This window comes from Oceanicola sp. D3 (assembly GCF_006351965.1).
GTDB lineage: Bacteria > Pseudomonadota > Alphaproteobacteria > Rhodobacterales > Rhodobacteraceae > Vannielia.
Genome location: NZ_CP040932.1, coordinates 1,751,160 through 1,775,886 on the forward strand (window position 1 = coordinate 1,751,160; position 24,727 = coordinate 1,775,886).

At 64.7% G+C, this 24,727-nt stretch carries 28 protein-coding genes; 15 read left to right on the forward strand and 13 right to left on the reverse strand.

What is annotated here, in order from left to right:
* Window positions 1-39: 39 nt before the first annotated feature.
* The 5 genes from FHY55_RS08865 to tpiA are packed head-to-tail and all read left to right on the forward strand — an operon-like array spanning window position 40 to window position 4,917.
* A complete protein-coding gene (locus FHY55_RS08865; protein WP_140013845.1) occupies window positions 40-972 on the forward strand; it encodes a substrate-binding domain-containing protein in 933 nt (310 codons plus the stop codon).
* Between the two features lie 38 nt (window positions 973-1,010).
* On the forward strand, window positions 1,011-2,504 hold the full coding sequence (locus FHY55_RS08870) for a sugar ABC transporter ATP-binding protein (RefSeq protein WP_140013846.1): 1,494 nt from the start codon (window positions 1,011-1,013) through the stop codon (window positions 2,502-2,504).
* Between the two features lie 31 nt (window positions 2,505-2,535).
* Window positions 2,536-3,318 (forward strand): glucose 1-dehydrogenase, encoded by a 783-nt coding sequence (locus FHY55_RS08875; protein WP_140013847.1) that lies wholly within the window; start codon window positions 2,536-2,538, stop codon window positions 3,316-3,318.
* A gap of 47 nt (window positions 3,319-3,365) precedes the next feature.
* Window positions 3,366-4,157, forward strand: coding sequence for an SDR family oxidoreductase (locus tag FHY55_RS08880; RefSeq protein ID WP_140013848.1), 792 nt, complete (start codon window positions 3,366-3,368; stop codon window positions 4,155-4,157).
* Window positions 4,158-4,167: 10 nt separating this feature from the next.
* A complete protein-coding gene (gene tpiA / locus FHY55_RS08885) occupies window positions 4,168-4,917 on the forward strand; it encodes a triose-phosphate isomerase (RefSeq protein ID WP_140013849.1) in 750 nt (249 codons plus the stop codon).
* A gap of 69 nt (window positions 4,918-4,986) precedes the next feature.
* Here the strand turns inward: tpiA and FHY55_RS08890 are convergent, their stop codons facing one another.
* Window positions 4,987-5,706 (reverse strand): L,D-transpeptidase, encoded by a 720-nt coding sequence (locus FHY55_RS08890; protein ID WP_140013850.1) that lies wholly within the window; start codon window positions 5,704-5,706, stop codon window positions 4,987-4,989.
* Window positions 5,707-5,887: 181 nt separating this feature from the next.
* Between FHY55_RS08890 and FHY55_RS08895 the strand changes: the two genes are divergently transcribed.
* On the forward strand, window positions 5,888-6,703 hold the full coding sequence (locus FHY55_RS08895; RefSeq protein WP_140013851.1) for a hypothetical protein: 816 nt from the start codon (window positions 5,888-5,890) through the stop codon (window positions 6,701-6,703).
* Complete coding sequence (locus FHY55_RS08900) at window positions 6,700-7,884, forward strand: hypothetical protein (RefSeq protein ID WP_140013852.1); 1,185 nt, start codon at window positions 6,700-6,702, stop codon at window positions 7,882-7,884. The genes FHY55_RS08895 and FHY55_RS08900 overlap by 4 nt, the downstream gene beginning before the upstream one ends.
* 54 nt (window positions 7,885-7,938) lie before the next feature.
* Here the strand turns inward: FHY55_RS08900 and FHY55_RS08905 are convergent, their stop codons facing one another.
* The 10 genes from FHY55_RS08905 to FHY55_RS08950 all read right to left on the reverse strand — a co-directional run bounded on the left by FHY55_RS08905 (window position 7,939) and on the right by FHY55_RS08950 (window position 15,483).
* Complete coding sequence (locus FHY55_RS08905) at window positions 7,939-8,367, reverse strand: peptidylprolyl isomerase (RefSeq protein ID WP_140013853.1); 429 nt, start codon at window positions 8,365-8,367, stop codon at window positions 7,939-7,941.
* 204 nt (window positions 8,368-8,571) lie between these two features.
* Window positions 8,572-9,567, reverse strand: a complete 996-nt coding sequence (locus FHY55_RS08910) for a Fe(3+) ABC transporter substrate-binding protein (RefSeq protein ID WP_140013854.1) — start codon at window positions 9,565-9,567, stop codon at window positions 8,572-8,574.
* Between the two features lie 109 nt (window positions 9,568-9,676).
* Window positions 9,677-10,276 carry a DedA family protein gene (locus tag FHY55_RS08915; RefSeq protein ID WP_140013855.1) on the reverse strand — a complete coding sequence of 200 codons (600 nt, stop codon included), beginning with the start codon at window positions 10,274-10,276 and terminating at the stop codon, window positions 9,677-9,679.
* On the reverse strand, window positions 10,273-10,611 hold the full coding sequence (locus FHY55_RS08920; RefSeq protein WP_140013856.1) for a hypothetical protein: 339 nt from the start codon (window positions 10,609-10,611) through the stop codon (window positions 10,273-10,275). The genes FHY55_RS08915 and FHY55_RS08920 overlap by 4 nt, the downstream gene beginning before the upstream one ends.
* Window positions 10,612-10,711: 100 nt before the next feature.
* The gene (locus FHY55_RS08925) at window positions 10,712-11,896 is read right to left on the reverse strand and encodes a VWA domain-containing protein (protein WP_140013857.1); all 1,185 of its coding nucleotides are present in this window, start codon (window positions 11,894-11,896) and stop codon (window positions 10,712-10,714) included.
* Window positions 11,897-11,938: 42 nt separating this feature from the next.
* Window positions 11,939-12,289 carry an iron-sulfur cluster assembly accessory protein gene (locus FHY55_RS08930; protein WP_140013858.1) on the reverse strand — a complete coding sequence of 117 codons (351 nt, stop codon included), beginning with the start codon at window positions 12,287-12,289 and terminating at the stop codon, window positions 11,939-11,941.
* A 95-nt stretch (window positions 12,290-12,384) separates the two neighbouring features.
* The gene (locus tag FHY55_RS08935; protein ID WP_140013859.1) at window positions 12,385-13,587 is read right to left on the reverse strand and encodes a glycerophosphodiester phosphodiesterase family protein; all 1,203 of its coding nucleotides are present in this window, start codon (window positions 13,585-13,587) and stop codon (window positions 12,385-12,387) included.
* Between the two features lie 93 nt (window positions 13,588-13,680).
* Entirely contained in the window at window positions 13,681-14,385 is a 705-nt protein-coding gene (locus FHY55_RS08940; RefSeq protein ID WP_140013860.1) for a DUF3307 domain-containing protein, read from the reverse strand.
* Complete coding sequence (locus FHY55_RS08945) at window positions 14,382-15,035, reverse strand: MarR family transcriptional regulator (protein WP_140013861.1); 654 nt, start codon at window positions 15,033-15,035, stop codon at window positions 14,382-14,384. The genes FHY55_RS08940 and FHY55_RS08945 overlap by 4 nt, the downstream gene beginning before the upstream one ends.
* A gap of 85 nt (window positions 15,036-15,120) precedes the next feature.
* Window positions 15,121-15,483 carry an SUF system Fe-S cluster assembly protein gene (locus FHY55_RS08950; RefSeq protein ID WP_140013862.1) on the reverse strand — a complete coding sequence of 121 codons (363 nt, stop codon included), beginning with the start codon at window positions 15,481-15,483 and terminating at the stop codon, window positions 15,121-15,123.
* A 371-nt stretch (window positions 15,484-15,854) separates the two neighbouring features.
* On the opposite strand from FHY55_RS08950, the gene FHY55_RS08955 reads away from it, so the two are divergent.
* Window positions 15,855-16,742, forward strand: a complete 888-nt coding sequence (locus FHY55_RS08955; RefSeq protein ID WP_140013863.1) for a transglutaminase family protein — start codon at window positions 15,855-15,857, stop codon at window positions 16,740-16,742.
* Window positions 16,743-16,820: 78 nt separating this feature from the next.
* A complete protein-coding gene (tgt, locus tag FHY55_RS08960; protein WP_140013864.1) occupies window positions 16,821-17,951 on the forward strand; it encodes a tRNA guanosine(34) transglycosylase Tgt in 1,131 nt (376 codons plus the stop codon).
* A gap of 174 nt (window positions 17,952-18,125) precedes the next feature.
* Here the strand turns inward: tgt and mazG are convergent, their stop codons facing one another.
* Entirely contained in the window at window positions 18,126-18,968 is an 843-nt protein-coding gene (mazG, locus tag FHY55_RS08965) for a nucleoside triphosphate pyrophosphohydrolase (protein ID WP_140013865.1), read from the reverse strand.
* Window positions 18,969-19,028: 60 nt separating this feature from the next.
* Here mazG and FHY55_RS08970 point away from each other — a divergent pair, with 60 nt between their 5' ends.
* Genes FHY55_RS08970 through FHY55_RS08980 form a run of 3 tightly spaced genes read left to right on the forward strand, consistent with a single transcriptional unit; the run spans window position 19,029 to window position 21,630 of the window.
* The gene (locus FHY55_RS08970) at window positions 19,029-20,198 is read left to right on the forward strand and encodes a M20 aminoacylase family protein (protein WP_140013866.1); all 1,170 of its coding nucleotides are present in this window, start codon (window positions 19,029-19,031) and stop codon (window positions 20,196-20,198) included.
* A complete protein-coding gene (gene speB / locus FHY55_RS08975) occupies window positions 20,199-21,176 on the forward strand; it encodes an agmatinase (RefSeq protein ID WP_140013867.1) in 978 nt (325 codons plus the stop codon).
* A gap of 34 nt (window positions 21,177-21,210) precedes the next feature.
* On the forward strand, window positions 21,211-21,630 hold the full coding sequence (locus FHY55_RS08980; protein ID WP_140013868.1) for a DUF1499 domain-containing protein: 420 nt from the start codon (window positions 21,211-21,213) through the stop codon (window positions 21,628-21,630).
* Here FHY55_RS08980 and FHY55_RS08985 read toward each other — a convergent pair.
* Window positions 21,563-21,850, reverse strand: coding sequence for a hypothetical protein (locus FHY55_RS08985; protein WP_140013869.1), 288 nt, complete (start codon window positions 21,848-21,850; stop codon window positions 21,563-21,565). The genes FHY55_RS08980 and FHY55_RS08985 overlap by 68 nt on opposite strands.
* 61 nt (window positions 21,851-21,911) lie before the next feature.
* Between FHY55_RS08985 and prfA the strand changes: the two genes are divergently transcribed.
* The 3 genes from prfA (at window position 21,912) to FHY55_RS09000 (ending at window position 24,692) form a co-directional block, all read left to right on the forward strand.
* Window positions 21,912-22,967, forward strand: a complete 1,056-nt coding sequence (prfA, locus tag FHY55_RS08990; protein ID WP_140013870.1) for a peptide chain release factor 1 — start codon at window positions 21,912-21,914, stop codon at window positions 22,965-22,967.
* Window positions 22,964-23,812, forward strand: coding sequence for a peptide chain release factor N(5)-glutamine methyltransferase (gene prmC / locus FHY55_RS08995; protein WP_254695462.1), 849 nt, complete (start codon window positions 22,964-22,966; stop codon window positions 23,810-23,812). Before prfA ends, prmC begins: the two co-directional genes overlap by 4 nt.
* A gap of 226 nt (window positions 23,813-24,038) precedes the next feature.
* On the forward strand, window positions 24,039-24,692 hold the full coding sequence (locus FHY55_RS09000; protein ID WP_140013871.1) for a DUF4167 domain-containing protein: 654 nt from the start codon (window positions 24,039-24,041) through the stop codon (window positions 24,690-24,692).
* Window positions 24,693-24,727: the final 35 nt, after the last annotated feature.

Sequence of the window (24,727 nt, forward strand, 5' to 3'; positions counted from 1 at the left end):
CATCATTGGCGCCCCACCCAACTCAAGGAGGAGAAATCCATGAAATCCAAGCTGAAAGCCGCTCTTGCAGCGACTGCACTTGTCGCGACGGCGGGCTCCGCTGCTGCCGAGATCGAGAAGATCGGCCTTGCCGTGCCGAACCTGCAGGCCGACTTCTTCAACCAGATCAAGCTGGGCGTTGAAGGCTATGCCGCCGAGAAAGGCATCGAGGTTATCGTGGTGGACGCCAAGAACGACACCGCCACTCAGGTTAGCCAGGTGCAGGATTTGATGACCCAAGGCATCGACGCCTTCATCTACATCCCCGCCGGTGCCGCTGCTGCTGCCGTTCCCACCCGTCTGGCCCGCGCCGAGGGCATACCGGTGATCAACGTTGACCGCACGCCCGAGGGCGCACCGGGCGACACTTTCATTGCCGGTGAAAGCGTGGAATCCGCCTATCAGGTTTGCAACCACATCATCGGCCTGGCCGGTGGCGAGGGCAAAATGGCAATCATCCATGGCCAGAAGGGCACCACGCCGGAAGTTCTGCGCTTTGAGGGCTGCAAGCGCGCCATCGACGAGAACCCGGGCGTTGAGCTGGTGACGCAGCAATGGTCGCAGATGTGGTCGCCCGACGAAGGCTTCTCGATCGCGCAGAACATGCTGCAGGCGAACCCCGACCTGAAACTGATCTTTGGTCAGGCTGACGGCCTTGCCATGGGCGCGGCCAAGGCTGTTGATGTGGCCGGGCTTTCGGAACAGGTGATCATCGGTGGTTATGACGGCGATGTTGCCGCGCTGGAATACCTCGCCAAATGCGAAGGCCCCTTCATCGTTACTGCCACCCAGAGCACCCAGCTGATGGGCCGCCTTGCGGTGGATTCTGCGATCAAGGTTGCAGCCGGAGAAGAGGTGCCGGAGCGCCAGATCCCGAACGCGGTTCTGACCACCTGTGAGGATGCCCCGGCTTACGTCGAGAAGCATCCCTGATCCGCGACCACCGGCACCCGATCACGAAAGGCGACGCCATGACCTCTGACAGCAAGTCTCCCATCTTGACCCTGCGCAATATCCACAAGTCCTATGGACCGATTGAGGTGTTGCACGGGATCGACATGGATGTGCACGCGGGTGAGGTTGTGGCGCTGCTGGGTGAGAACGGTGCCGGAAAGTCGACGGTTTCAAATGTCATCTCTGGAACGGTTCTCCCTTCGTCCGGTGAAATGATCTGGCAGGGCGCGTCCTACGCGCCCGCCAACCCACGCGAGGCGATCGACGCTGGTGTTGGCATGATCCATCAGGAACTGCTGCTGCTGCCGCAACTCTCGATTGCCGAAAACATCTTTGTCGGGCGCTACCCGATGAAGAACGGCCGGCTTGACCGAAAGACCATGGAAGAACGTGCCCAATATGGGTTGCAGCGCCTCGGGCTCGATATTTCGCCCCGGCGCACGGTTGAGGGCCTGTCGACCGCCAGCCAGCAGCTGATCGAGATTGCCAAGGCGCTGACGCTGAATGCCAAGCTGCTGATCCTCGATGAGCCGACCGCGGCGTTGGGGGGCGAGGAAACCCAGCTTCTGTTCCGCCAGATCGAGCGGCTGAAGTCTGAAGGCGTCGGCATTATTTACATTTCTCACCGGTTGGAAGAGATCAAGCAGATCGCCGACCGGATCGTCGTTATGCGCGATGGTGACAAGGTTCAGGAATTCGACACGGCTGATCTGCCGGTGCGCACCATCGTGGAGGCTATGGTTGGGCGCAGCATGGAACAGATGTTTCCGCCGCTGGCCGAGCCAACCGAGGAGCCGGTGCTGGAGGTATCTGGCCTGTCGTCGCCGGAAGGCCGGTTTGACGATGTGAATTTCACCGTCCGCAAGGGCGAGATCTTTGGCATTGCCGGGCTGGTTGGTGCAGGGCGCACCGAGCTGGTGCGCGCGATTGCCGGGGCCGATCCGATCAAAGCGGGCAGCATCCGGCTGAACGGCAAGGACGTGACCCCCTCGTCGCCGAGGGAGGCTATCGAGAACGGCATTGTGCTCGTTCCCGAGGATCGCAAGTTGCAGGGTGTGGTGCTGAGCCATTCGATTGCCGAGAACATCGCCTATTCCAACCTGGAGACGGTAGGCCGCAAGGGCTGGATCACTACGGCCCGGGTGCGCGACTTTGCCAAGGATAATATCGAGAAGTTCGGCGTGAAGGGGCGGGGCAACCAGAATGCTGGTGAACTGTCTGGCGGCAATCAGCAGAAGGTGGTTATCGCCAAGTGGCTGGCCCGCAATCCCCGCGTTGTGCTGCTGGACGAGCCCACGCGGGGCATCGACGTTGGCGCGCGGTCTTCGATTTATGAAATGATCCGGGGGCTGGCGGATGAGGGCGTGGCGGTGATTGTTGTCAGCTCCGACCTTGAAGAGGTGCTGGGCGTATCCAACCGCATTCTGGTGATGGCGGCGGGGCGGCAGTCCGGCATCCTTGACCACAGCGAGGCGAATGACGTCTCGGTCATGGAACTGGCCACCGCCTGATCCGAAACAAAAAGAGACACAGGAGATCAAGATGAACCGTTTCGAGGGAAAGACCGTTGTTGTCACCGGCGGCAACAAGGGCATCGGATTTGCCATTGCCCAACGCTTTGCGTCCGAGGGGGCCAACCTTGTGATCGCTTCGGTCGAGGCGCAGGTGGAGGAGGCCGCCGCCGCGCTGCGCGAGGCCGGGGCGAAGGCGGTTGGCGTGATCTGTGACGTTACCGACCGCGAGGCGGTTACCGCGCTGTATGACCGGGCCGAGGAAGAGTTTGGCGCCGTCGATATCTCGGTGCAGAACGCCGGGATCATCACCATCGCCAAGATCGAAGACCTCACCGAGGGCGAATGGGATGCGACGATGGAGGTCAACACCAAGGGTGTGTTCCTTTGCTGTCAGGAGGCGATCCGGCGGATGCGCAAGTCTGGCAACGGCGGGCGGTTGATCAACATGGCCTCGGGGCAGGCGCGTGATGGCTTTATCTATACCCCGCATTATGCCGCCTCGAAGTTTGGCGTCATGGGCATGACCCAGAGCCTCGCCAAGGAAGTGGCGCTCGACAACATCACCGTCAACGCGATCTGCCCCGGCATCATCAAGACCGACATGTGGGACTACAATGACCGGGTTTGGGGCGAGATGCTGGGCGGTTTCGGCCCCGGTGAGCTGATGGAAAGCTGGGTCCAGAACATCCCGATGAAGCGGGCGGGCGAGGGCAAGCATGTGGCTGCCCTTGCGGCCTTCATCGCCAGCGAGGACGCCGACTACATCACCGGCCAGACCATCAACGTGGATGGCGGGTTGATCATGTCCTGACGCCCGCCAAAGGCGCGGGACAGCACGGCAGGAGTTGGAGGAGCACTATGGACGGTATCAAACTGAACGCGCCCGCGCTGTTCGATCTTTCGGGGCGCGTGGCGCTTGTGACCGGGGCGGGCAGTGGCATTGGGCAACGCATCGCGATGGGGCTGGCCCAATGCGGCGCAGACGTGGCGCTGCTCGACCGGCGCACGGATGATGGCTTGGCGCAGACAGCCGCATTCATCGCGGAAGCGGGGCGAAAATCCGTTCAGATCGCCACCGACGTCACGCGTGCAGAGGCGCTGGCCGAGGCGGTGACGCGCACCGAGGCTGAGCTTGGCCCGCTGCGCCTTGCGGTCAACGCCGCCGGGATTGCCAATGCCGCGCCCTGCGAGGAGATGCCGGAAGACCAGTACCAGACGCTCATGGATATCAACATGAAGGGCGTGTGGCTGTCTTGCCAAGCCGAGGCGCGGGCGATGCTGGCGCATGGTCAAGGCGGGTCGATCGTCAACATCGCCTCGATGTCGGGCGTGATCGTCAATCGTGGCCTCGATCAGGTGCATTACAACACCTCCAAGGCCGGGGTGATCCACATGTCGAAGTCGATGGCGATGGAATGGGTGGGGCGCGGTATCCGGGTGAACTCGATCTCGCCCGGCTATACGGCAACGCCGATGAACACCCGGCCCGAGATGGTCCACCAGACCCGCGAGTTCGAGAGCCAGACGCCGATGCAGCGCATGGCGGATGTTGACGAAATGGTTGGCCCGGCGGTGTTTTTGCTTTCGGAAGCGGCCTCTTACTGCACCGGTGTCGATCTTTTGGTCGATGGCGGCTTTTGCTGCTGGTGAGGAGAGAGCCATGAAAGCGAAACTTGCCGCTGGCAATTGGAAGATGAACGGGTTGAGCGGAGACCTGATCGAGATTGAAACACTGATCGGTGGGCTCAGCGCGTCGGAGTGTGACGTGTTGATCTGCCCGCCGGCGACCCTGATCCACCGGATGCACGACATGGCCATTGGCTCCGATCTGCTGATCGGCGCGCAGGACTGCCACCCCGAACTCAAGGGCGCGCATACCGGCGATTTATCGGCGGCCATGCTGGCTGATGCGGGGGCAACCCATGTGATCCTCGGTCACTCGGAGCGCCGGGCCGATCATGGCGAAACCGATGCAATCGTTCGGGCCAAGGCTGTCACGGCGCTGGAGCGCGGCCTCACGGCCATTGTCTGTGTCGGCGAGACCGAGGCGGAACGTGACGCTGGCACGACGCTGGCCGTTATTGGCACGCAGCTGTGTGACTCGCTGCCAGGCAGCAGCGTGGCGGCGCATGTTGTCATTGCCTATGAGCCGGTTTGGGCCATTGGCACCGGGCGCACGCCGACGCTGGAGCAGATTGCGGAGGTGCATGCGTTTTTGCGCGAGCAGCTGACAGACCGATTTGCTGACGAGGGCAACGGCATGCGCCTGCTCTACGGAGGGTCGGTCAAGCCGGAGAACGCCCAAGCGATCTTTGCATTGGCAAACGTCGATGGTGCCCTTGTTGGCGGTGCGTCGCTGAAGGCGGCGGACTTTGCCCGGATCGTGACAGCGCTCAGCGACGCTAAATAGCGCGCCCAAGCGGGGCAGGGATGCCCAGTCTCATCTAACCGACAATCTAAGGTGGGCAGAGTGCCCGCCCTAAAGGGTTGAGGTGTCTTCAAGCGGGTTTTGCGAGGCAACGGTTTGCGGAGTGGCGTCTTGTGCCGCGCCGGTCCAGCGCCCTGTTGCCGATTCCGGCAGCACGATCACCCGGGTGCCGTTGGGCGTATTCGCGGCCAAGTGCATGGCGTCCTGGTTGAACATGCGGATGCAGCCCGACGAGGCCTGCATGCCGATGGATTTGGGTTCGGAGGTGCCGTGGATGCGGTAGAGCGTGTCCTTGCCGTTCCGGTAGAGGTAGAGGGCGCGGGCGCCGAGGGGGTTATCGAGGCCGCCGGGTTTGCCGTTGCGGATCGGGCCATAGAGCTCGGGGTCGCGGCGCACCATGTTGGCTGTTGGCGTCCAATAGGGCCAATCGCGCTGGAAGGCGACATTGGCGGTGCCGGAGAAGCCGCGGCCTGCGCGGGCGACGCCGATCACATATTGCATTGCACGGCCATCACCCAGCACCTGATACAGCCGCTTTGCGCCCGGATCGACGATGATGGTGCCCGGCGCGTGGGGTGCGAAATAGGCCACCTCTTTGCGGGCGATCTCTTCGGAGAGAAACTCATCGGGCACCGCAGGCACGGTGATGTCGCCATCCTGCACGGCAGCATACTTTGCCCGGGTCGCCTCGGAGAGGCCCGACGGATCGGTGATTTCGGCGCAGGCCGTAAGGGTGAGGGCGGCAGCGAGGGCAAGGAGAGGGCGGAACATCTGGAGCCTTGGGTGTTTTTGAGCAGCGAGTCGGGCTTGTGTGCCCCAGTGCAGGGCAGGGGGCAAGTGGGGCACCAGCAAAAACTCGCGCGGCGTTGCGCTTGAACTCCGGGCGGGAACCTGTTTTTGCGAAAGAAGGGCGGGTCGGGCGCGGGCCGATCTTTGCGGGGAGAAGAGGGACATGGCGCGGATCAGCGTTTCAACGGACAGCGGCGTGCTGCTTGGGCATTACGTTACGGGGGTGCTCTGCGATATCTGGAAGGAGCAGGGCCACAGCATTCATGTGGGCCGTGACTTTGCCGCCGATGCCGACCTTTGCATTCTGCACCACGATCGCACCCGGCTGGACCCGGCGGATGTGCCTGAGGCTCCCAAGGGCGTGCGGGTGCTGAACGGCAGCGTTTTGGATATTTCGAAGCGACAGTATTCGGAGTTGCAGGTGATGCCGGGCGATGGCTGGGAAGGGCCGGTGATCGTGAAGTCAAACCTGAATTCTTTTGGCTCGCCCGAGGTTCGCGCGAGCCGCAGCCGCTTGACGCGCGCGCGCAGGCGCCTTGCCGGGGTAAGCTGGAAGCTCGCGCGGGTGCTGCCCAAGCGGACCTATCCGGTGCTGGGCTCGGCGGCGGAGGTGCCGCGCTGGGTGTGGGGCCGCGAGGATTTGCTTGTCGAGCGGTTCATGCCTGAACGTGAGGGGGAGCTCTATTGCCAGCGGGGCTGGCTGTTTTTTGGCACGCGCGGCTATGGCTACAAGATTTATGCGACCGACCCGATGGTGAAGACGGGCACGATGGTGAAATACGACTATCTCGACGAGGTGCCGCCCGAGATCGAGGCGCATCGGGCCAGCATGGGCTTTGACTTCGGGAAGTTCGACTACGTTGTGCATGACGGTCGGGCGATCTTGCTGGATGCGAACAAGACGGCGACCTTTGCCGGGGATCCACGGTCGGAGCGGATCATGGCGCTGGCCGGAGGGCTTGAGGAGGTGCTTCGGTGAGCGCGCCGTTGAGGCCCGCCGTGCCGCCGGGCGGGCTGATGCCCGAGAGCGCGGCCTATATGGCGCGCACCGATCTGCGGCAGACCCGGATGCTGGGCTACAGCCCATTCAACCTCGACGCGGTGACAACGCTGTTGCTTGGCGTGCTGGGCCGCAACCCAACGCTGCGGCACCGGGGCGGTGTTACGGAGGAGGGGCTGGCCTTTCTGGAGGAGGCCGGGCTGCAAATTGAAGAAGACATGCGGGTGTTCACCACCACCGAGGAGGCGGTGGCCCATGCGCGGGCGATGGTGGCGGAGGGCTACCGGCTGTTTTGGCCCTATCCGGTGACCGAGGGGCTTTACGGTGACGCAGCCCACCTTGTTGCGCCGGACCTTTGGGCGCGGCTCAACAGCAAGGAAACGCTGCCGCAGCTGGCACCGCCTAATGCGCTGGCGCCGCGCGAGACCCGCCCGCTGGCCGCACTGGAGGGGGTGGCGCTGCCTGTCTTCCTCAAGGCGGCGGGTGACGACGCGACAGGCTGGGGCCATGCGGTGCGGTACTGCGCGGATGCAGGGGATCTTGGGGCGGCGCAGAGCCATTTCGAGGCGCTGGGCGTCGACCGGGTGATTTGCGAGGCGGCGCTGGACGTGGAGCGCTGCTGGTGCGCCAACCTGACGATCACGGAGACGGGGGTGCACTACCTTGGCGCGGCGGAGCAGACCTTCAGCGCGCCGGGCCAGCAGCTTGGCAACGTGATCGACCCGGACCACCCTTTGCCGGAGGCCGGGGTCGCCCTTGCGAAGGAGGTCGCGCGGAAGGCGGCGGAGGAGGGATTTCTCGGCGTTTGCGGCTTTGACATCGGCCGCACTGTGGACGGCGAGATCATCCTGTTCGACCCGAACTTCCGCTTCAACGCCTGCACGCCGCAGATCCTGCTGCACGCGCCTGCGGTGGCTCGCACCGATGGGCTGACCTGTAGCCAGACCTTTGCAGGGCAATTCAAGGGGCCGTTGAGCGAACTGATCGCGCGGCTAAGGGAGCCGGTGCAGGAGGGATGGCTTGTGCCCTACAGGCTGATCGACGCGCGCTACATGGAGACGGCCGATGGCGTGTGCCATTGCACTGCGGTGGTGCTGGGGCGTGACCGCGCCGATGTTGCCAAACGGGCTGAGGCCCTGACGGTGGCGCTGGCCAAATGAGCGGCGGGCCACGGCCCGGGCGACCCCGGACCGCAGCAGGCCATTGGCTTTAGATCAGGCGATTTCGACCAGTTCGACGTCGAAGGTCAGGGTTTTGCCGGCGAGGGGGTGGTTGGCGTCGAGCACGACTTGCTCGTCATTGGCCTCCACCACGGTGACGGGCAGGGCCTGTCCGTCGGCGGTTTGCACCTGAAGCTGGGTGCCGGGCTCGGTTGGGATGTTGTCGGGCACGCTGGCGCGGTCCACCGCCTGCACGCGGTCGGGCATATGGGCGCCGTAGGCCTGCTCGGGCTCGACCTGAACGGTGCGCTTTTCGCCGACTTCCATGCCGGTCACGCCCGCGTCGAGGCCGGGGATGATCTGGCCGGAGCCGAGTTCAAAAGACAGCGGGTCGCGGCCCTCGGAGCTGTCGAAGACGGTGCCGTCTTCCAGCGTGCCCTTGTAGTGAAGTTGAAGCGTGTCGCCCGGCTTGGCCTGGGTCATGGGCATGTCCTTTCGAGGGAAGTTCGTGAATTTGCCGAGGGGGCGCCTGCGGCGCGGGTTGCTCGGTGTCTCGCCCCTAGGGTCGCAACTCGGGGCGTGAATGTAAACCGGGGCACCGGGCAGGACTGGCAAGCGGCACATTCCAACAAAAAACCCCTCCCGGCGGCGGCCGGGAGGGGGGATTGCCTTGAAGCCTGCGGGCGGTCAGCCGTCGAAGTCGACTTCTTCGATCAGCTTGATCGCGGCGGGGCGGAGCTTGGCGATGTCGACGAGGTTAACGTCATCGGGGGTGAACTCGCCCCAGCCCTTGACCAGCTCGGAGGGTTCGGTACCCGGCGCAACGGGGTATTCGTGGTTCTTTTCGGCGTAGATTTCCTGCGCGGCGTCGGAGGCGAGAAATTCGATGAACTTGACCGCGTTCTCCTTGTTCGGCGCGGATTTGGTCAGCGCGACGCCGGAGAGGTTAACGTGGGTGCCGCCATCTTCGAAGGTGGGGAAGGTGATGCGCACGCTGTCGGCCCAGGCCTGCTGCTCTTCATCTTCGAGCATCTTGCCCATGTAGTAGGTGTTGCCCAGCGAGATATCACATTCGCCTGCCCAGATCGCCTTGACCTGTGCCCGGTCATTGCCCTGCGGCTTGCGAGCGAGGTTGGCCTTCACGCCTTCGAGCCAGGTTTTGGTTTCCTCCTCGCCGTGGTGGTGCAGCATCGCGGAAACCAGCGCGACGTTATAGGCGTGGGTGCCGGAGCGGGTGCAGATGCGGCCCTTCCACTTGGGGTCGGCCAGATCTTCATAGGTGGTCACCTCGCCCTCGGCCACGCGCTCCTTGGAGGCATAGACGATGCGGGCGCGGGTGGTGACGCCCCACCACTGGCCATCGGGGCCATGCAGCGCGGCGGGCACGTTGTCGGTGAGGGTTTGCGAGGAGAGCGGCTGGGTGACGCCGGCCTCGACCAGCTCGTTCAGGCGCGAGATGTCGACGGTGAGCACGACATCGGCGGGGGAGCGGCTGCCCTCGGCCTGAAGGCGCTCGACCATGCCCTTGTTGAGGAAGGCAACGTTGACGTCGATCCCGGTTGCTTCGGTGAAGGCCTCGGTGAGCGGGGCGATCAGCTCGGGCTGGCGGTAGGAGTAGACGTTGATTTCATCAGCCAGCGCCGGGGTGGCGGCGAGGGTGAGGGCGAGTGTTGTGCGCAGCATGGAATGTCTCCCTGTGGTTTTCGGAGGCGTTAAACCCGACTCTTTTGGTCGGGTCAATGGCTGACTGTTTTGCTCGGGAGTTTTCCGCCCAGGCCTTCGGGCGGGCTGGTCAGGGTGTGCGATTGCGGCGCGCGGCGCGCAGGAGCCAGAGGCCGAGGAAGACCGTCACCCCCAGCGCGGCGAGAAAGCCGAGGCCTTGGGAGGCGACCTGTGCGCCAAGCGCTAGGTCATCGGAAAAGGTAAGGCCGAGGCCGACATAAAGCCCGACCCACGCGGCCTCGCCCGCCGCGCCCCAGAGGGTGAACTTCAGCCAGTTCAGCCGTCCGGCCCCGGCGGCGAGGTTGGCATAGGGCCCAAGCGGCGAAAACAGCCAGCGGGTGAGGAAAATGCCCGGCCCGCCGCGCCTTTGGGTGAAATCGCGGGCGCGAGTGAAGAGCCTCTCGCGCTTGGGGCGCTGTGCCAGCGAGGTGTCGAGCCATGTGCCGCCGCGTTTTCCGAGCGCGTATCCGGCCTGATCGCCCAGCAGCGCCCCGGCAAAGGCGCTGCCCGCGACGGGCGCGAGGGCGAGGTCTCCGGTGGCGACAAACGCGCCTGCGGTGAGCATGGCGAGCGAGGCGGGGACGGGAAGGGCGAGGCAGGAGGCGAAGGTTGTGAGGGCAAGCACCGGAACGCCATAGGCGGCGAGAAGTTCGAAGAGCCAATCGGTCATTCAGACTGGCGCGTGGCGTTGGCATCGAGGAAGGCTTGGGCCTCCTCCATGACCTGCGCCAGCGGCACCCCGCGTTTCTTGGCGATGGTTTCGAGCGTGGGGCGCTCCTCGGGCTCTGGCGGGACACCGAGGTGTTGGGCGAGTTCTTGCCCGTCAACCAGCCATGAGTGGGCGATGTAGCGCGGGGTCATCCAAGGCTCCAGCGCCTGCGCCTGATGGGCCGGGTCCATCCAGTAGAGCGTGCGCTGCACCGTGCGGATGCCGAAGAAGAGCGTGGCGGCGAGGGCGAGGGCAAAGCAGGCGGTGAGAACGGGGTGGCGGCGGAGCAGGGTCATGGCGAGCCGGTGGGGGGCGTTGTGCGGGTGGGCAGAGGGCCGTGGTGAGAGATCCTCGGGTCAGGCCCGAGGATGACGGGAAGAGCGGCGGGCCGCGCACTCATTTTGTCAGGCCCTTCATGCCTGCGGTGAGGCCTTCCAGCGTCATTGGCACCATCCGCGCTTCGAAGATCTCGTGGATCATGGCGATGGATTGGGTGTAGCCCCAATGCTGTTCGGGCACCGGGTTGATCCAGAGGTTCTGCGGCCATTGGGCGCGTGCACGGGCGAGCCATGTGGCCCCGCTCTCCTCGTTCCAATGCTCGTTGGCGCCGCCGGGGTAGGCGACCTCATAGGGGCTCATGGAGGCGTCGCCGACGAAGATGGCGCGGTAGTCCGGCCCATAGGTGTTGAGCACCTCCCATGTGGGCGTTTGCTCGGACCAGCGGCGGCGGTTGTCGCGCCAGACGCCCTCGTAGAGGCAGTTGTGGAAGTAGTAATATTCGAGGTGCTTGAACTCGGCGCGGGCGGCTGAAAACAGCTCTTCGACCACCTTGATATGCGGGTCCATCGAGCCGCCGACATCGAGAAAGAGCAGCACCTTCACGGCGTTGCGGCGCTCGGGGCGGGTTTTGACATCGAGATGGCCGTGCTCGGCGGTGGCGCGGATCGTGCCGTCAAGATCCAGCTCTTCATGGGCGCCGTCGCGGGCCCATTGGCGCAGGCGTTTGAGAGCGACCTTGATGTTGCGGGTGCCAAGCTCGACAGAGTCGTCGAGGTTGCGGAATTCTCTTTTGTCCCAGACTTTTACAGCGCGGCGATGACGTGACTTGTCTTGCCCGATCCGCACGCCTTCGGGGTTGTAGCCATAAGCGCCGAAGGGAGAGGTGCCGGCGGTGCCGACCCATTTGTTGCCGCCTTGGTGGCGGCCTTCCTGCTCCTTCAGGCGCTCGCGCAGGGTTTCCATCAGTTTCTCGAAGCCGCCCATCGCCTCGATCTCGGCCATTTCCTCGGGCGACAGGTGCTTTTCAGCCTGTTTGCGCAGCCAGTCCTCGGGCAGATCGACGGCCTCCAGCACCGCCTCCAGCGGAATGCTCTCAAGGCCCTTGAAGGTTTGCGAAAACGCCTGATCGAAGCGGTCGAGGTGGCGCTCGTCCTTCACCAGACAGGCGCGGGCGAGGTAATAAAAAGCGTTGATATCGTAAGTGGTTAGCCCGGCGGAGACAGCATCGAGAAAGCTCAGGTGCTCACGGAGGGTGACGGGCACACCGGCTTTGCGGAGGGTCTGGAAGAAGGGCAGGAACATGGGGCGAGGGTGGGCCTGCGCGCCGGGCGGGTCAAGCCCGGGTTACATCTCGGCAAACTTGATCGACTCGCCGCAGCCGCAGGCCTCGGTGACGTTCGGGTTGTTGAACTTGAAGCCGGATTCCAGCAGCGAGGTTTCATAGTCGATCTCGGTGCCGAAGAGGAACATCTGGGCCATCGGCGCAATCATCACGCGGGCGCCGTCCTGCTCGACGACCTCATCATGTTCATCAATGATATCAGCGTATTCCATGGTGTATTCCATCCCTGCACAGCCGCCCTTCTTGACGCCGATGCGCAGGCCCTTGTGGCCATCGCGGGACATGAGCCGGGCGATCTCTGCCACGGCGCGGGGGGTGATGTTGACGGCTTGCTTGCCGGGAATACCGAACATGGGAGTGCTCCTTTGGCCCATATGTAGGCCGGGAGGCGGCATGGCTCAAGGGGGGCGCCCCGCGTTGTGCGGAGCGCCCTTGGCTTGTGCGGGCCTCAGAGGCCCATGCAGTTGGCGTAGAAGGTTACGGTGGCGGGCCAGTCGGAGAAGATGCCTGTCACTTCAACGTCTTGCGCCAGCGCATCGACCAGCTCGTAGATGTCGCCATCATTGTCGGTGATCTCGGTGGTCGAGTTGTAGTACCAGCCGCCGCCCGAGGCGAGGGGGCCGGAGCGCTCGAGCGACCATGTGATCAGCTTGAGGCCGGCCTCCTTGGCCGCCTTGGCGTAGGCGGAGGCGGCGTAGGTGCCATTTTCAGGCGTCACCAGCATGTTCATCGAGGGGGCGAGATACTGCACGCCCTTGGCCTTGAGGTCGGCAAAGTCCTGCGCCCAAGTCTCGGGGTTTTGCTCGTCGAAAGTGTCGTCCGGCTCGACGAGGAAGACGGCTTGCGCGCCAAATTCCGGTTCATTCTCAACCCAATAGAGCACGTCTTCAAGGTTGAAGGACTGCGGGAACACATCCGAAGCCGGCACGCCGGCGGCTTTGTATTCGTCGATCATCTTCTGGGCGTAGTCGGCCTGAGAGAAGCCGTCGAAGGGCATTTCGACGGAGGGCGACTTCAGCTCGGGGGTCATCTTGACGCCGAGCTCCTTGAACAGCTCGATCGACTCGGCGTGGGTGAGGATTGTGGGCTCTTGCACGTAGAGCGCGGTGCGCCAGCCAGCGATGCCGCCCTGATACTCTTCCGCCGTGGTGGCGGCACTATCGGCGCTGTCCATCTTGGGCATCAGGCCCTTGAATTCGCTCAGCGAAATCTCCGAGGTGCGGCACTCGGCGGCGGCCTTGGTTTCGCCCTCGGCGGGGCTGAAGGGGATGTTGCAGGTGGCGGCGAGGTCGCTCACGAGGATGTTGGTGGTGGTGTGCAGGTCGTTTTGCGCGTGACGGCAGACCAGCTCCTTGTCCTTGGTGAAGGTCACGTCGCATTCACCCACGCCCGCGCCCATTGCCGCGCCCGCGCGGTAGCTTTCGGCGGTGTGCTCGGGGAACATCATCGGCGCGCCACGGTGGGCGATGGAAAAGTCAGACTTTGCAATGGGTTGGCCGATGCAGCTTTGCAGCTTGGTCTTCAGCTCACCTTCGGGCAGCTTGTTGATCAGATAGGCCGGGCGGGGGCCGTAGCCCGAGAGCGGGGCCTCTGCCAGCGCGGGGGCGGCGGTGGTGAGGATGAGAGCGGCGAGAAGAGGGGTGCGGCGCATTTGTTGCGACTCCTTGGTTTGCGATGGGCGCATACCAACGCGGCAGTTGTGACAAGACGCCAACAGATCGGTGACGCGCGGGTGAAGCTTTGCTCAGAGCCCGGCGAGCAGGCGCTGGGTGGCGGTTGCGATGGCAAGCGCCCAGGCGAAGGAGGCAAGGGTGCCGATGATGACGTATTCGCCTGTTTTCTGGCCCTTTGAGGCGGTGTCGAAGCGCAGGATTGACTTGGCGGCAATCAGGAAGCCGATGCCCGCGGGCTGGTTGATGAGCACCAGCAGAAAGATCATCGCACGTTCAAGCTGGCCGATCAGCCGCCCGGCGTCGGGGAGGCCTTCAGGAAGGGCCTCGGCGGCGTAGCGCTGCATCAGCAGGCCAACCGCATGCCCCCCGGCCCAGACGCACAGCACGATGCCGGCGATGGTGAGGGCAGGGGCGGTGAGTTGTGCCAGCCAAGGCGCCCAGAGGCCCGAGGCGGCGGCTCCGGGCCAGATGAGGGCGACGGCGGCGATGCTGACGATATGGGCGGCCTGATCGGAGAGAAAAGTGGCGAGCGTGTTGCGCCAAGCGAGCGGCAGGGCCCATGTTTTCAAGGCGTCGATGCCCGCATGGGCAGCGGTGACAGCCAGCGCGGCCTGCCAGCCGTAAAAGCCCAGCGCGGCCCAGCTGAGGGCGCCCGTGATGGCGATATGCAGGGCGAAAACCTCGGCGCGGACCTTGTGGCGGACCATCCAGCCGGTTTGAGCCGTGAAGTCGGCGAGCACGTGGGCGAGCAGCAGGGCAACGGCGGTTTCGATCATGGCGATTGGTCCCGTTCCAGCGTGGCGAGGGCGAGGTTGAGATGATCGAACCCGGCGGCCTTGAGGGCCTTGGTCACCGCTTGGCGGGACTTGCCGAGGCGCTCGGCGATCTGTGCGTGGGTGGCCGGGGCGTCTGGTGCGAGGACGGCGGCGACGGTTTGGGCCTGCACGGTTGTCCAGCTTTGCACGAGGTGGTCGGCGAGGATCGTGGCGGCGTTGTATGGGCCGGGATCTGCGTGGGCCATGCGGGGTGTGCTGTGTGTCTTGAGGTCTTCCAGAGCGGCGCCGGAGCGGGCGAAAACCTCGGATGTTTCGGCGTTCAGGTCGGTGCCGTAGGTGTCGATTGGTCCTGCGGCGATGCCGATGTAGCTATCATATCCCGCGCCAAGGCCGCGCAGGGCAGCGCGGAAGGCAATGGCGGAGCGGAGGGCATATTGGCTGTGGTTTACGACGACTTGCCAGCCATCGCCCCGGTGCCGTGTGAAGTTGAGGGGGGCATCAAACCATGCTGCCTGCGTGACTGCGCAGCGCTCAAGGGTTTGAAATATTTCGGTAATTTCAGAGCCGCCCAGCTCGCGTGATCCAACGATGTCGCCCGTCAGGACGGCGGAGGGCTTGAGGGATGCTTGGTCATTCGGCGTGCTGGACATGGTGCAGCCAGTTTAGGGTGCTACGCCCATTTGGCAACCTTTTTTGGTGTCATTTGCGAAAAGAAACCTATTGTGGTTGCTTTTCTTACATGAACCCCAGTTCCAGCCGCGCTTCGTCGCTCATCATCTCCATGCCCCAGGGCGGCTCCCAGGTGATTTCGACCTCAACCTGCTTCACGCCGGGGATGGGTTCGATGGCATCTGCGAGCCAGCCGGGCATTTCTCCGGCCACGGGGCAGCCGGGCGCGGTGAGGGACATGATGACATTGACCTCGTTCTCGGGGTTGATCTCGATCGTGTAGATCAGCCCGAGGTCGAAGATATTCACTGGGATTTCAGGGTCATAGACCGTGCGACACGCCTCCACGACCGCTTCGTGAAGCGGGTGCTCAGTGCTGGAAGGCTTGATCAGCGGGGTGCCTTCGAGGGGGGGCGTATCTTCGGGCATGGGGCCTCCTGTTCCTGAGTGTTTACATAGGATACCGGGGCGGGTCGGGCAAGGGCAGCTGTTGCGCGTGCGGCGGGGTAACGCGGGGTCGATTTGCGGCGTTAACCGCCAAAAGATCACAGGCACATGTGATGCACATCCCATGCACAAGTGATGCAGACGAGATTTTGGGCGGGGTGGTTAATGAAGCCACCGCGCGCTGATGCGAACTGCCGCCGGGCCGCGTTGGTTGGCATTGCGGCCCGCGCGTGGGCGGTGCAGGCTTGGGGTGGGTCAGGAACTTCTGACGGCGGGGCGCATTGGGCTGGCATCCGCGCAGGCCATCGTGCCGCCGCATACGACCGCCCGGACCTGACCAAAAGGAAGACGCCATGCTGATCCGCTTCGGTTTTGAGATAGACGTGGCCTGCGAGGTTGATGTGCCGATGTTGCTCTCGCTCTCCACCCATCCGGATGGAGCGGGGCGGCTGATTGGCGAGGATCGGGTGCGCACCGAGCGTGATTGCCCGATGACGAGCTATAGCGACCGGTTTGGCAACCGGATCACGCGGGTCGTGGCACCGGAGGGCACGACGCGGTTTTGGTCGGACTGCGTGATCGAGCAGGATGGGGCGCCCGACGAGCTGGCGCCGCAGGCGTGGCAGCATGAGATTGCCGATCTGCCGAACGAGGTGCTGAGTTATCTTTTGCCGAGCCGGTATTGCGACAGCGATGCGCTGGTCGATAAGGTCTGGCCGCTGTTTGGCAAGGTGACAGGCTGGAACCGGGTGCAGGCGATCTGCGATTTTGTCCATACCCACGTGACCTTTGGCTACCAGTTTGGCCGCGCCGACAAGACGGCCTCGGAAGTGTTCCGCGAGAAGGCGGGGGTGTGCCGCGACTTTGCCCATCTGGCGATTGCGCTGTGCCGGGCGATGAACATTCCGGCGCGCTATGCCAGCGGATATCTTGGCGATATTGGCGTGCCTTACTCGGGCCCCGGGGACTTTTCGGCGTGGTTCGAGGTGTATCTGGGCGGGCGCTGGTACACCTTTGATGCGCGCCACAACCGCCGGCGTATCGGGCGGATCCTGATGGTGCGGGGCAGCGATGCTTCGGACTGCGCGATCATCACCTCCTTCGGAGCGCATGAGTTGACGTATTTTCGGGTGTGGACCAATGAGCTGCCAGACATGAGCGACGAGCGCTTGCACGGGCTGCTGGCGCAGCGGCCGGAGGGCGCGCCGCTGGTGTATCCGTCATCGGCGCGGGTGGGCTAGGCTGAGGGCGACCCAACGGGCCGATGGCTTGGCTTTTGGCGGCAATTGCCGGATATGGAGCCGCAAGGAGACCGCCATATGACAACGCGCGTGACATACGAAGTGAAGGCAACCGACGGCAAGGCCCGGCTTGGGGTTTTGACGACTCCGCGCGGCGAGATCCGCACCCCGGCCTTCATGCCGGTGGGCACCGCCGCGACGGTGAAGGCGATGCTGCCCGAGAGCGTGGCGGCAACGGGGGCCGACATTTTGCTGGGCAACACCTATCACCTGATGCTGCGCCCCGGCGCGGAGCGGGTGGCGCGGCTTGGCGGGCTGCACGGGTTCATGAATTGGGACAAGCCGATTTTGACCGACTCGGGGGGCTTTCAGGTGATGAGCCTCGCTGAGCTGCGCAAGCTGACCGAGGATGGGGTGACCTTTCGCAGCCATGTGGATGGCTCGAAGCATTTTCTCAGCCCTGAGACGTCGATGGAGATTCAGCGGCTCTTGGGCAGCGATATTGTGATGTGCTTTGACGAATGCCCGGCGCTGCCCGCCACGGAGGCGGCGGTGGCGGAGAGCATGCGGCTTTCGATGCGCTGGGCGGAGCGCTCGAAAGCGGCCTTTGGCGACAGGCCAGGGCATGCGCTGTTTGGCATTCAGCAGGGCGGGGTGACCGAGGAGCTGCGCGGCGAGAGCGCCGAGGCGCTGCGGGCGATTGGCTTTGATGGCTACGCGATTGGCGGGCTTGCGGTGGGCGAAGGGCAGGAGGCGATGTTTGGCGTGCTGGATTATGCGCCCGGCATGCTGCCCGAGGAGAAGCCGCGCTATCTGATGGGCGTGGGCAAGCCGGATGACATTGTGGGCGCGGTGAAGCGCGGGGTGGACATGATGGATTGCGTGCTGCCCTCGCGGAGCGGGCGCACCGGGCAGGCGTGGACGCGGCGGGGGCAGGTGAACCTGAAGAACGCGCGCCATGCCGATGACCCGCGCCCTCTGGATGAGGCCTGTAGCTGCCCGGCCTGCCGGGGGTATTCACGGGCCTATCTGCATCATGTGTACCGGGCGGGCGAGATGATTGCCGGGATGCTGCTGACTTGGCACAACCTGCATTACTATCAGGAATTGATGGGGGAGATGCGGGAGGCAATTGCCGAGGGGCGGTTTGCGGCGTTCGAGGCGGCGTTTCATGCCTTGCGCGCGGAGGGGGACATCGAGCGCCTGTGAGCGCTGTGAGGGCGCCCGCGCATGGCAAGGCGCCCGCCCGCCCACCCCGCCTCGCCATGCGCGGGCTTGCGCGCCGGATCGGGCGTTTGTGAGTGGGGTTGGGGCCCGAGTGGGGGACCAGTCCCCCACACCCCCTGGGAGTATTTTCTGCAAGAAAATGGGGCGGGTTGGGGTTTAGCTTGAGGGGGCGCGGGCCTTTTCGGCCTGTTTGATCCGGGTCCAGAGGGCGTCCATCTCGTCCAGCGTGGCCTCCTGCGGGGTGCGGCCTTCGGCTTCAAGCGCGTCTTCTATGGCGTTGAAGCGGCGGGTGAACTTGGCGTTGGTGCGGCGCAGGGCGGCTTCCGGATCTATCCCCATGTGGCGGGCGAGGTTGGTGAGGACGAAGAGGAGATCGCCCATTTCGTCTTCCATCGCGTCGGCATCGCCTTCGGCTTCGGCCAGTTCAGCGGCTTCTTCTTGCAGCTTGGCGAGCACGTCTTTCACCTCGGTCCAGTCGAAGCCGACACGGGCGGCGCGTTTTTGCAGTTTGAGGGCGCGGGTGAGGGCGGGGAGGCCGAGGGCGACACCGTCTAGAACTCGGGTCTCGCCCTTGGCGGCGCGTTCGGCGGCTTTTTGCTTTTCCCAGTCGAGGGTTTGCTGCTCGGCCGACTTATCGCGGGATTCGGTGCCGAAGATATGGGGGTGGCGGCTGACCATCTTGTCGGAGACGTTGCGGGCGATGGAGGCGAAGGTGAAGTGGCCGTCTTCCTTGCCCATCTGGGCGAAGTAGACGGCTTGCAGCAGGAGGTCGCCCAGCTCGCCTTCAAGCTCGCCCCAGGCTTGGCGCTCGATAGCGTCGGCCACCTCATGGGCCTCCTCGATGGTGTAGGGGGCGATGCTGGCGTAGGTTTGCTCGATGTCCCAGGGGCAGCCGCGGACCGGGTCGCGCAGGCAGGCCATGATGGCGAGAAGCCGCTGCATCTGGCGGGCGTCCTCTTCCTGCGTGTCGAAAATCAGCGGGTCTGTCGGGTCGGCCATTGCGGGGGGGCTCCGGATGGGATTTGGTGGCAGCGTCTCAGCAGAGAGGAACCCCAGCCCATGCCCATCGTCAACCGGATCGCCGGATATTCTGAGGAGATGACCGCGTGGCGGCGGCATCTGCACATGCATCCCGAGCTTGGCTTTGATTGCCACGGCACGGCGGCTTTTGTGGCGGAGAAGCTGCGGGAGTTTGGCGTGGACGAGGTGCATGAGGGCATTGCCGAGAGCGGGCTGGTGGCGCTGATCCATGGCAAGGGTGCGAGTGCGCGGCGGGTTGGGCTGCGGGCGGATATGGATGCGCTGCCGATCGAGGAGGCCACGGGGGCGGCGCATGCCAGCACGGTGGCGGGTAAGATGCACGCCTGTGGCCATGACGGGCATACGACGATGCTGCTGGGGGCGGCGAAATACCTTGCCGAGACGCGGAATTTTGCGGGCTCCGTGGCGCTGATCTTTCAGCCCGCCGAGGAGGGTGGCGCGGGTGGCGAAGCCATGGTGAAGGCCGGGGTCATGGATAAATTCGGGATCACCGAGGTTTACGGCATTCACAACGCGCCGGGGATGGAGGAGGGCGAGTTTTTGACCACGCCGGGCCCGATCTTGGCGGCGGTGGACAGCTGGGAGGTACAAGTGAACGGTGTGGGGGGCCATGGGGCGATGCCGCATCAGACGCGCGACCCGATCGTGGCGGCGGTGGGGATTGTGAGCGCGGTGAACACCATCGTCAGCCGAAATCACTACGCGATGGAGGAACTCGTGGTGAGCGTGACGCAGATCCATGCCGGGAGTGCTGACAATATCATCCCCGACTCCGCGTGGATCAACGGGACGGTGCGCACGCTTGACCCGGAGGTGCGGGCGATGGCGCGGCGGCGGCTGGCTGAGATCGTTTCGGGGCAGGCGGCGGCCTATGGGGTGGAGGCGGAGCTGATCTACCACGAGGGCTACCCGGCAACGGTGAACCGGCCCGAGAACGCGGGCTTTGCTGCCGATGTGGCCGAGGAGATTGCGGGCGCGGGCCGGGTGGAGCGCGAGGGCACGGCGGAGATGGGGGCGGAGGACTTCTCCTACATGCTGGAGGCGCGGCCCGGGGCGTTCTTGTTCCTTGGGCAGGGGGATGGGCCATCGCTGCACCACCCGAAATATGATTTTAACGACAAGGTCGCGCCGGTGGGGGCGAGCTTTTTTGCCCGGCTGGTTGAGCGGGCGCAGCCGGTGGAGGCTTGAGTGGCACTTGAAGACGCAAAGACACAGGTAGATCAGGCGTTTACGCGGGAAAACCGGCGGGGCGCGAGCTTTGAGAACACCTTTGGCGGGGCGACGAGCTTTTTGCGGCGGCGCTATACCAAGGATTTGGCGGGCTATGATTTGGCCGTGACCGGGGTGCCGTTTGACCAGTCGGTGACGAACCGGACAGGCACGCGGCTGGGGCCGCGGGCGATCAGGGAGGCGAGCACGTTGCAGCCCTATGATCCGCCCTATGGCTGGGATTTTGACCCGCTGGAGGAGTTGGCGATTGCCGATTACGGCGACATGGCCTTCGACTATGCCAAGGTTTGGGAGTTTCCCAAAGCGCTGGAGGCGCATGTGGCTGGGATCCTTGGCGCGGGCTGTGGGTGCATCACGCTGGGGGGCGATCACTCGATCACCCTGCCGATCCTGCGGGCGCATGTGAAGAAGCACGGGCCGCTCGCCTATGTGCAGTTTGATGCCCATACCGACACATGGGTGGATGACGACCCGGAGCGGATCGACCATGGCACCTTTGCCTATAAGGCGGTGAAGGAGGGGCTGATTGATGTGGAGCGCGCGGTGCAGGTGGGCATCCGCACGGTGAACCCCGACACGATGGGGATCAAGATCATCGACGCGCCGGAGGTGCATGACATTGGCCCGCAGGCGGTGGCCGAAATGATCCGCGAGCGGGTGGGCGATGCGCCCTGTTACGTGAGCTTTGACATCGACGGGCTGGACCCGGCCTTTGCGCCGGGCACGGGCACGCCGGTGTGGGGCGGGCTCTCCAGCGCGCAGGCGGCCGCGATTTTGCGGGGCATGTCTGGTGTGAACATGGTGGGCGGGGACGTGGTGGAAGTGTCGCCGCCCTTCGATCACGCGGGCATCACGGCTGTGGCCGGGGCGCATGTGGCGATGGAGCTGATTTGCCTTTGGGGCGCAGCGCAGCGCTTCCGGCAGGCGGCGGAGTGAGTTTTCCCCGCGAGAAAATGGAGAGGGTGGCGTGATGTTCTGGTGGTTGGTCGCATTGGGCGCGGTGCTGATGGGCTTGGGCCTGCTGGTGCGGCTCTGGCCGATCCCGGCGGAGCGGCTGGAGGGGCACCCGGGGCCGTATGAGCCGGGGTGGCACCAGATGGAGGGAGGCGTGAAGCTGGTGCTGCCGGCTGCGCCCAAGGATGCGGAGGCGCGGCTTAAGAAGGTGGCGCTGGAGGATTCGCGCACGGTCTCGCCGGCGCCGGGGGCCTATGTGACGCGCTCTGCGGTGTGGCAATTTCCCGATGTCACGCGGGTGTGGCGCGACGAAGCAGGGGCGCTGCATATCCATGCCCATCTGGTGATCGGCAAGGGCGACCTTGGCGTTAACCGGAAGCGGCTGGAGCGCTGGCTGGCGGAAGCGGGGATTGAAGCGGGCGCAGGGACGAGCTGAGGCAGTTGGGCCGGACTTCGCGCCACATGGGCACGTTGAGCGACATCTGGCATTGCGCGGTGAAGCTGCGGCCACCGACGGTGAGGCAGATGTTTTCGCCCAGCTCGACGCGGCTTCCGTGGCTGTCGGTGCAGTAGCAATCCACCGTCTTGCCGCCAAGCGTGCCTTCAGCCGAGGCTGGCGCGGCGGCGAGCAGGGCAAGGACGAGAAGCTGTTTCATCCCCGCATGGTAGCACGGGTGCGGCCTTGACCAAAGGCTGTTGATGGGGGAGAGGGGGCGCATGGTTTCGGATGAGAGATTGGCGGAGATCACCGCGCGGTTCGAGTATATCGAGGCGCGGATGAACGCGGGCGTGAGCGGCGAGGAGATTGCGCGGCTGGGGCGGGAGTATGCCGAGCTGAAGCCGGTGGTGGAGCAGATTGGCGCGTGGCGGCAGGTGCGGGCCGATCTGGAGGAGGCCGAGGCGATGCTGGCCGATCCGGAGATGGCGGAGCTGGCGGAGGAGGAGCTACCGGCGCTGCGCGCACGCCTGCCGGAGATCGAGGAGGCGTTGCAGCTGGCCCTGCTGCCGCGTGACGCCGCCGATGCGCGCCCTGCGATGATCGAGATTAGGCCCGGCACCGGCGGCGATGAGGCCGCGCTTTTTGCCGGAGATCTGCTGCGGATGTATCAGCGCTATTCGGAGGCGCAGGGCTGGAGCTTTGAGGTGCTGGAGTTTGCCGAGACCGAGTTGGGCGGGGTCAAGGAAGCTGTGGTGCATGTGAAGGGTGAGGGGGTTTTTGCCCGGCTGAAGTTTGAAAGCGGCGTGCACCGGGTGCAGCGGGTGCCGGAGACCGAGAGCGGCGGGCGGATACACACCAGCGCGGCCACGGTTGCGGTGCTGCCGGAGGCCGAGGAGGTGGATATCGACATCCCTGCTGGCGACATACGGATCGACACGATGCGGGCCAGCGGTGCGGGCGGGCAGCATGTGAACACCACCGATTCGGCCGTGCGGATCACCCATTTGCCAACCGGCGTGGTAGTGGTGAGCAGCGAAAAGAGCCAGCACCGCAACCGCGAGATCGCCATGCAGGTGCTGCGCACGCGGCTCTACGACCTGGAGCGGCAGCGGGTGGACAGCGAGCGCAGCGCCGACCGCAAGAGTCAGGTGGGATCGGGCGACCGAAGCGAGCGGATTCGGACCTATAACTTTCCGCAGGGGCGGCTGACCGACCATCGCATCAACCTGACCCTCTACAGCCTTGATCGGGTGATGCAGGGGGAGCTGGGCGAGGTGATCGAGGCGCTCATTGCCGACGATCAGGCCCGCAAGCTGGCGGAGATGGACGGGTGATCACGCCTGCCGAGGCGATCGCGCTGATTGGCGCGCGGCTGCGCGAAGGCGGAATCAACGACAGCCGGGAGGCGTGGATTATCCTTGAGGTGGCCTCGGGCGAGCCGCGGACCCGGTTTGTGACCGATCCGGACAGGGCGTTGGAGGCGGGGGTGATCGGGCGCGCGATTGAGCTGGCGGAGCGCAGGGCGGCGGGTAGCCCGATGAGCCATATTCGCGGGTGGCGCGACTTCTGGAAGGCGCGCTTTATCGTGACGCCTGATGTGCTGGACCCGCGCCCGGAGACGGAAGTTCTGGTGGCTGCCGCGCTGGAAGAGGCCTTTGCCGATGTGTTGGACCTTGGATCAGGGTCGGGCTGTATCCTATTGTCTTTGCTGGCAGAACGCACGCAGGCGCGGGGCGTGGGGCTGGAGCTTTCGCCCGCGGCGATCAAGGTGGCGCAACGCAATGCCGAGGCTCTGGGGCTCGCCGGGCGGGCGGGCTTTGTGGAGAGTGATTGGTTTACGCGGCTGCGCGGGCGGTATGACCTGATCGTGTCGAATCCGCCCTATATCGCCGAGGCGGAGATGGCCGGGCTTGCGCGCGAGTTGGCCCATGAGCCGCAGGGCGCGCTGAACGACGGGGGCGATGGGCTGAGTGCCTATCGTGCGATTGCTGCCGGGCTGGGCGACCATCTGGCGCCCGGTGGGCGGGTGCTGCTGGAGATTGGGCCGACGCAGGGCGCGGCGGTTTCGGAGATGCTGGCGGGGGCGGGGCTGACCGGCATTGAGGTTTTGCCGGATCTCGACGGGCGCGACCGGGTGGTGCGCGCACGGGCCGCAGACGCACGGGCCGACGAGGGCTGACTCGGCGCGGTTTTGCCTGTTTTGTGGCCGGGAGAGGGCCAAACGTGACGCATTGGGGTGATTTTTCGCTTGTCATGGGCCGATTTGCCCATATAACCAATGTGCAGAGGCGCCGTGCTTGGGCGCACGCCCTCTCGCTGTCACCCAATCGCCGACCCTACATTTTCAAGACCGCTAACCAGCGGCCGGGTCAGGCAAAAACCGCAACAAGGCGGACCGTTAATACATGAGATCTTCCAAGTCACGTTCGCGTTCCAAGGGGAACCGCTCGCGCTCGATGGGCAATATCGTCAACCGGGTTTTCGACAGCTCGGGGCCTGAGGGCAAGGTGCGCGGCACGCCGCAGCAGATTATCGACAAGTACCAGCAGCTTTTCCGCGATGCGCAGCTCGGCAATGACCGTGTGGCCGCCGAGAACTTTCAGCAGCATGCCGAGCATTATATTCGGATGTTGGGCGAGGCGCAGCGCGAGCAGGAAGCGCGGCAGCAGCAGCACAACAACAATAACAACCAGAACAACAACAACCAGAACAACAACCAGCAGCAGGGCGGCGGCAATGGCCAGCAGGACCGGCAGCAGGGCGAAGATGGTGGCAAGCAGGGCGGTGATGACCGCGGCAATGCCAATCAGAACGAGCCGCAGAACGACCGTCAGAATGAGCGCCCGAAAGACCGCGGCAATGACCGTCAGGCTGGCTCCGGCTCTTCGGATGTGATGGATGTTTTGGACAGCGAAGCCAGCAGCGACAGCGGTTTGGTGGAAACGCCGGAAAGCAAGCCGCAGAAGCCGCGCCGCAAGCGCACCCGCAAGCCTGCCGCGACAGACACCGGCAGCGGTGACGAGGGTGGCAAGGCCCCGGAGACCAAGGCCGCCGAGTAAGGGCTTTTGCTGGAACGGATGTAAAAACGCGCTCT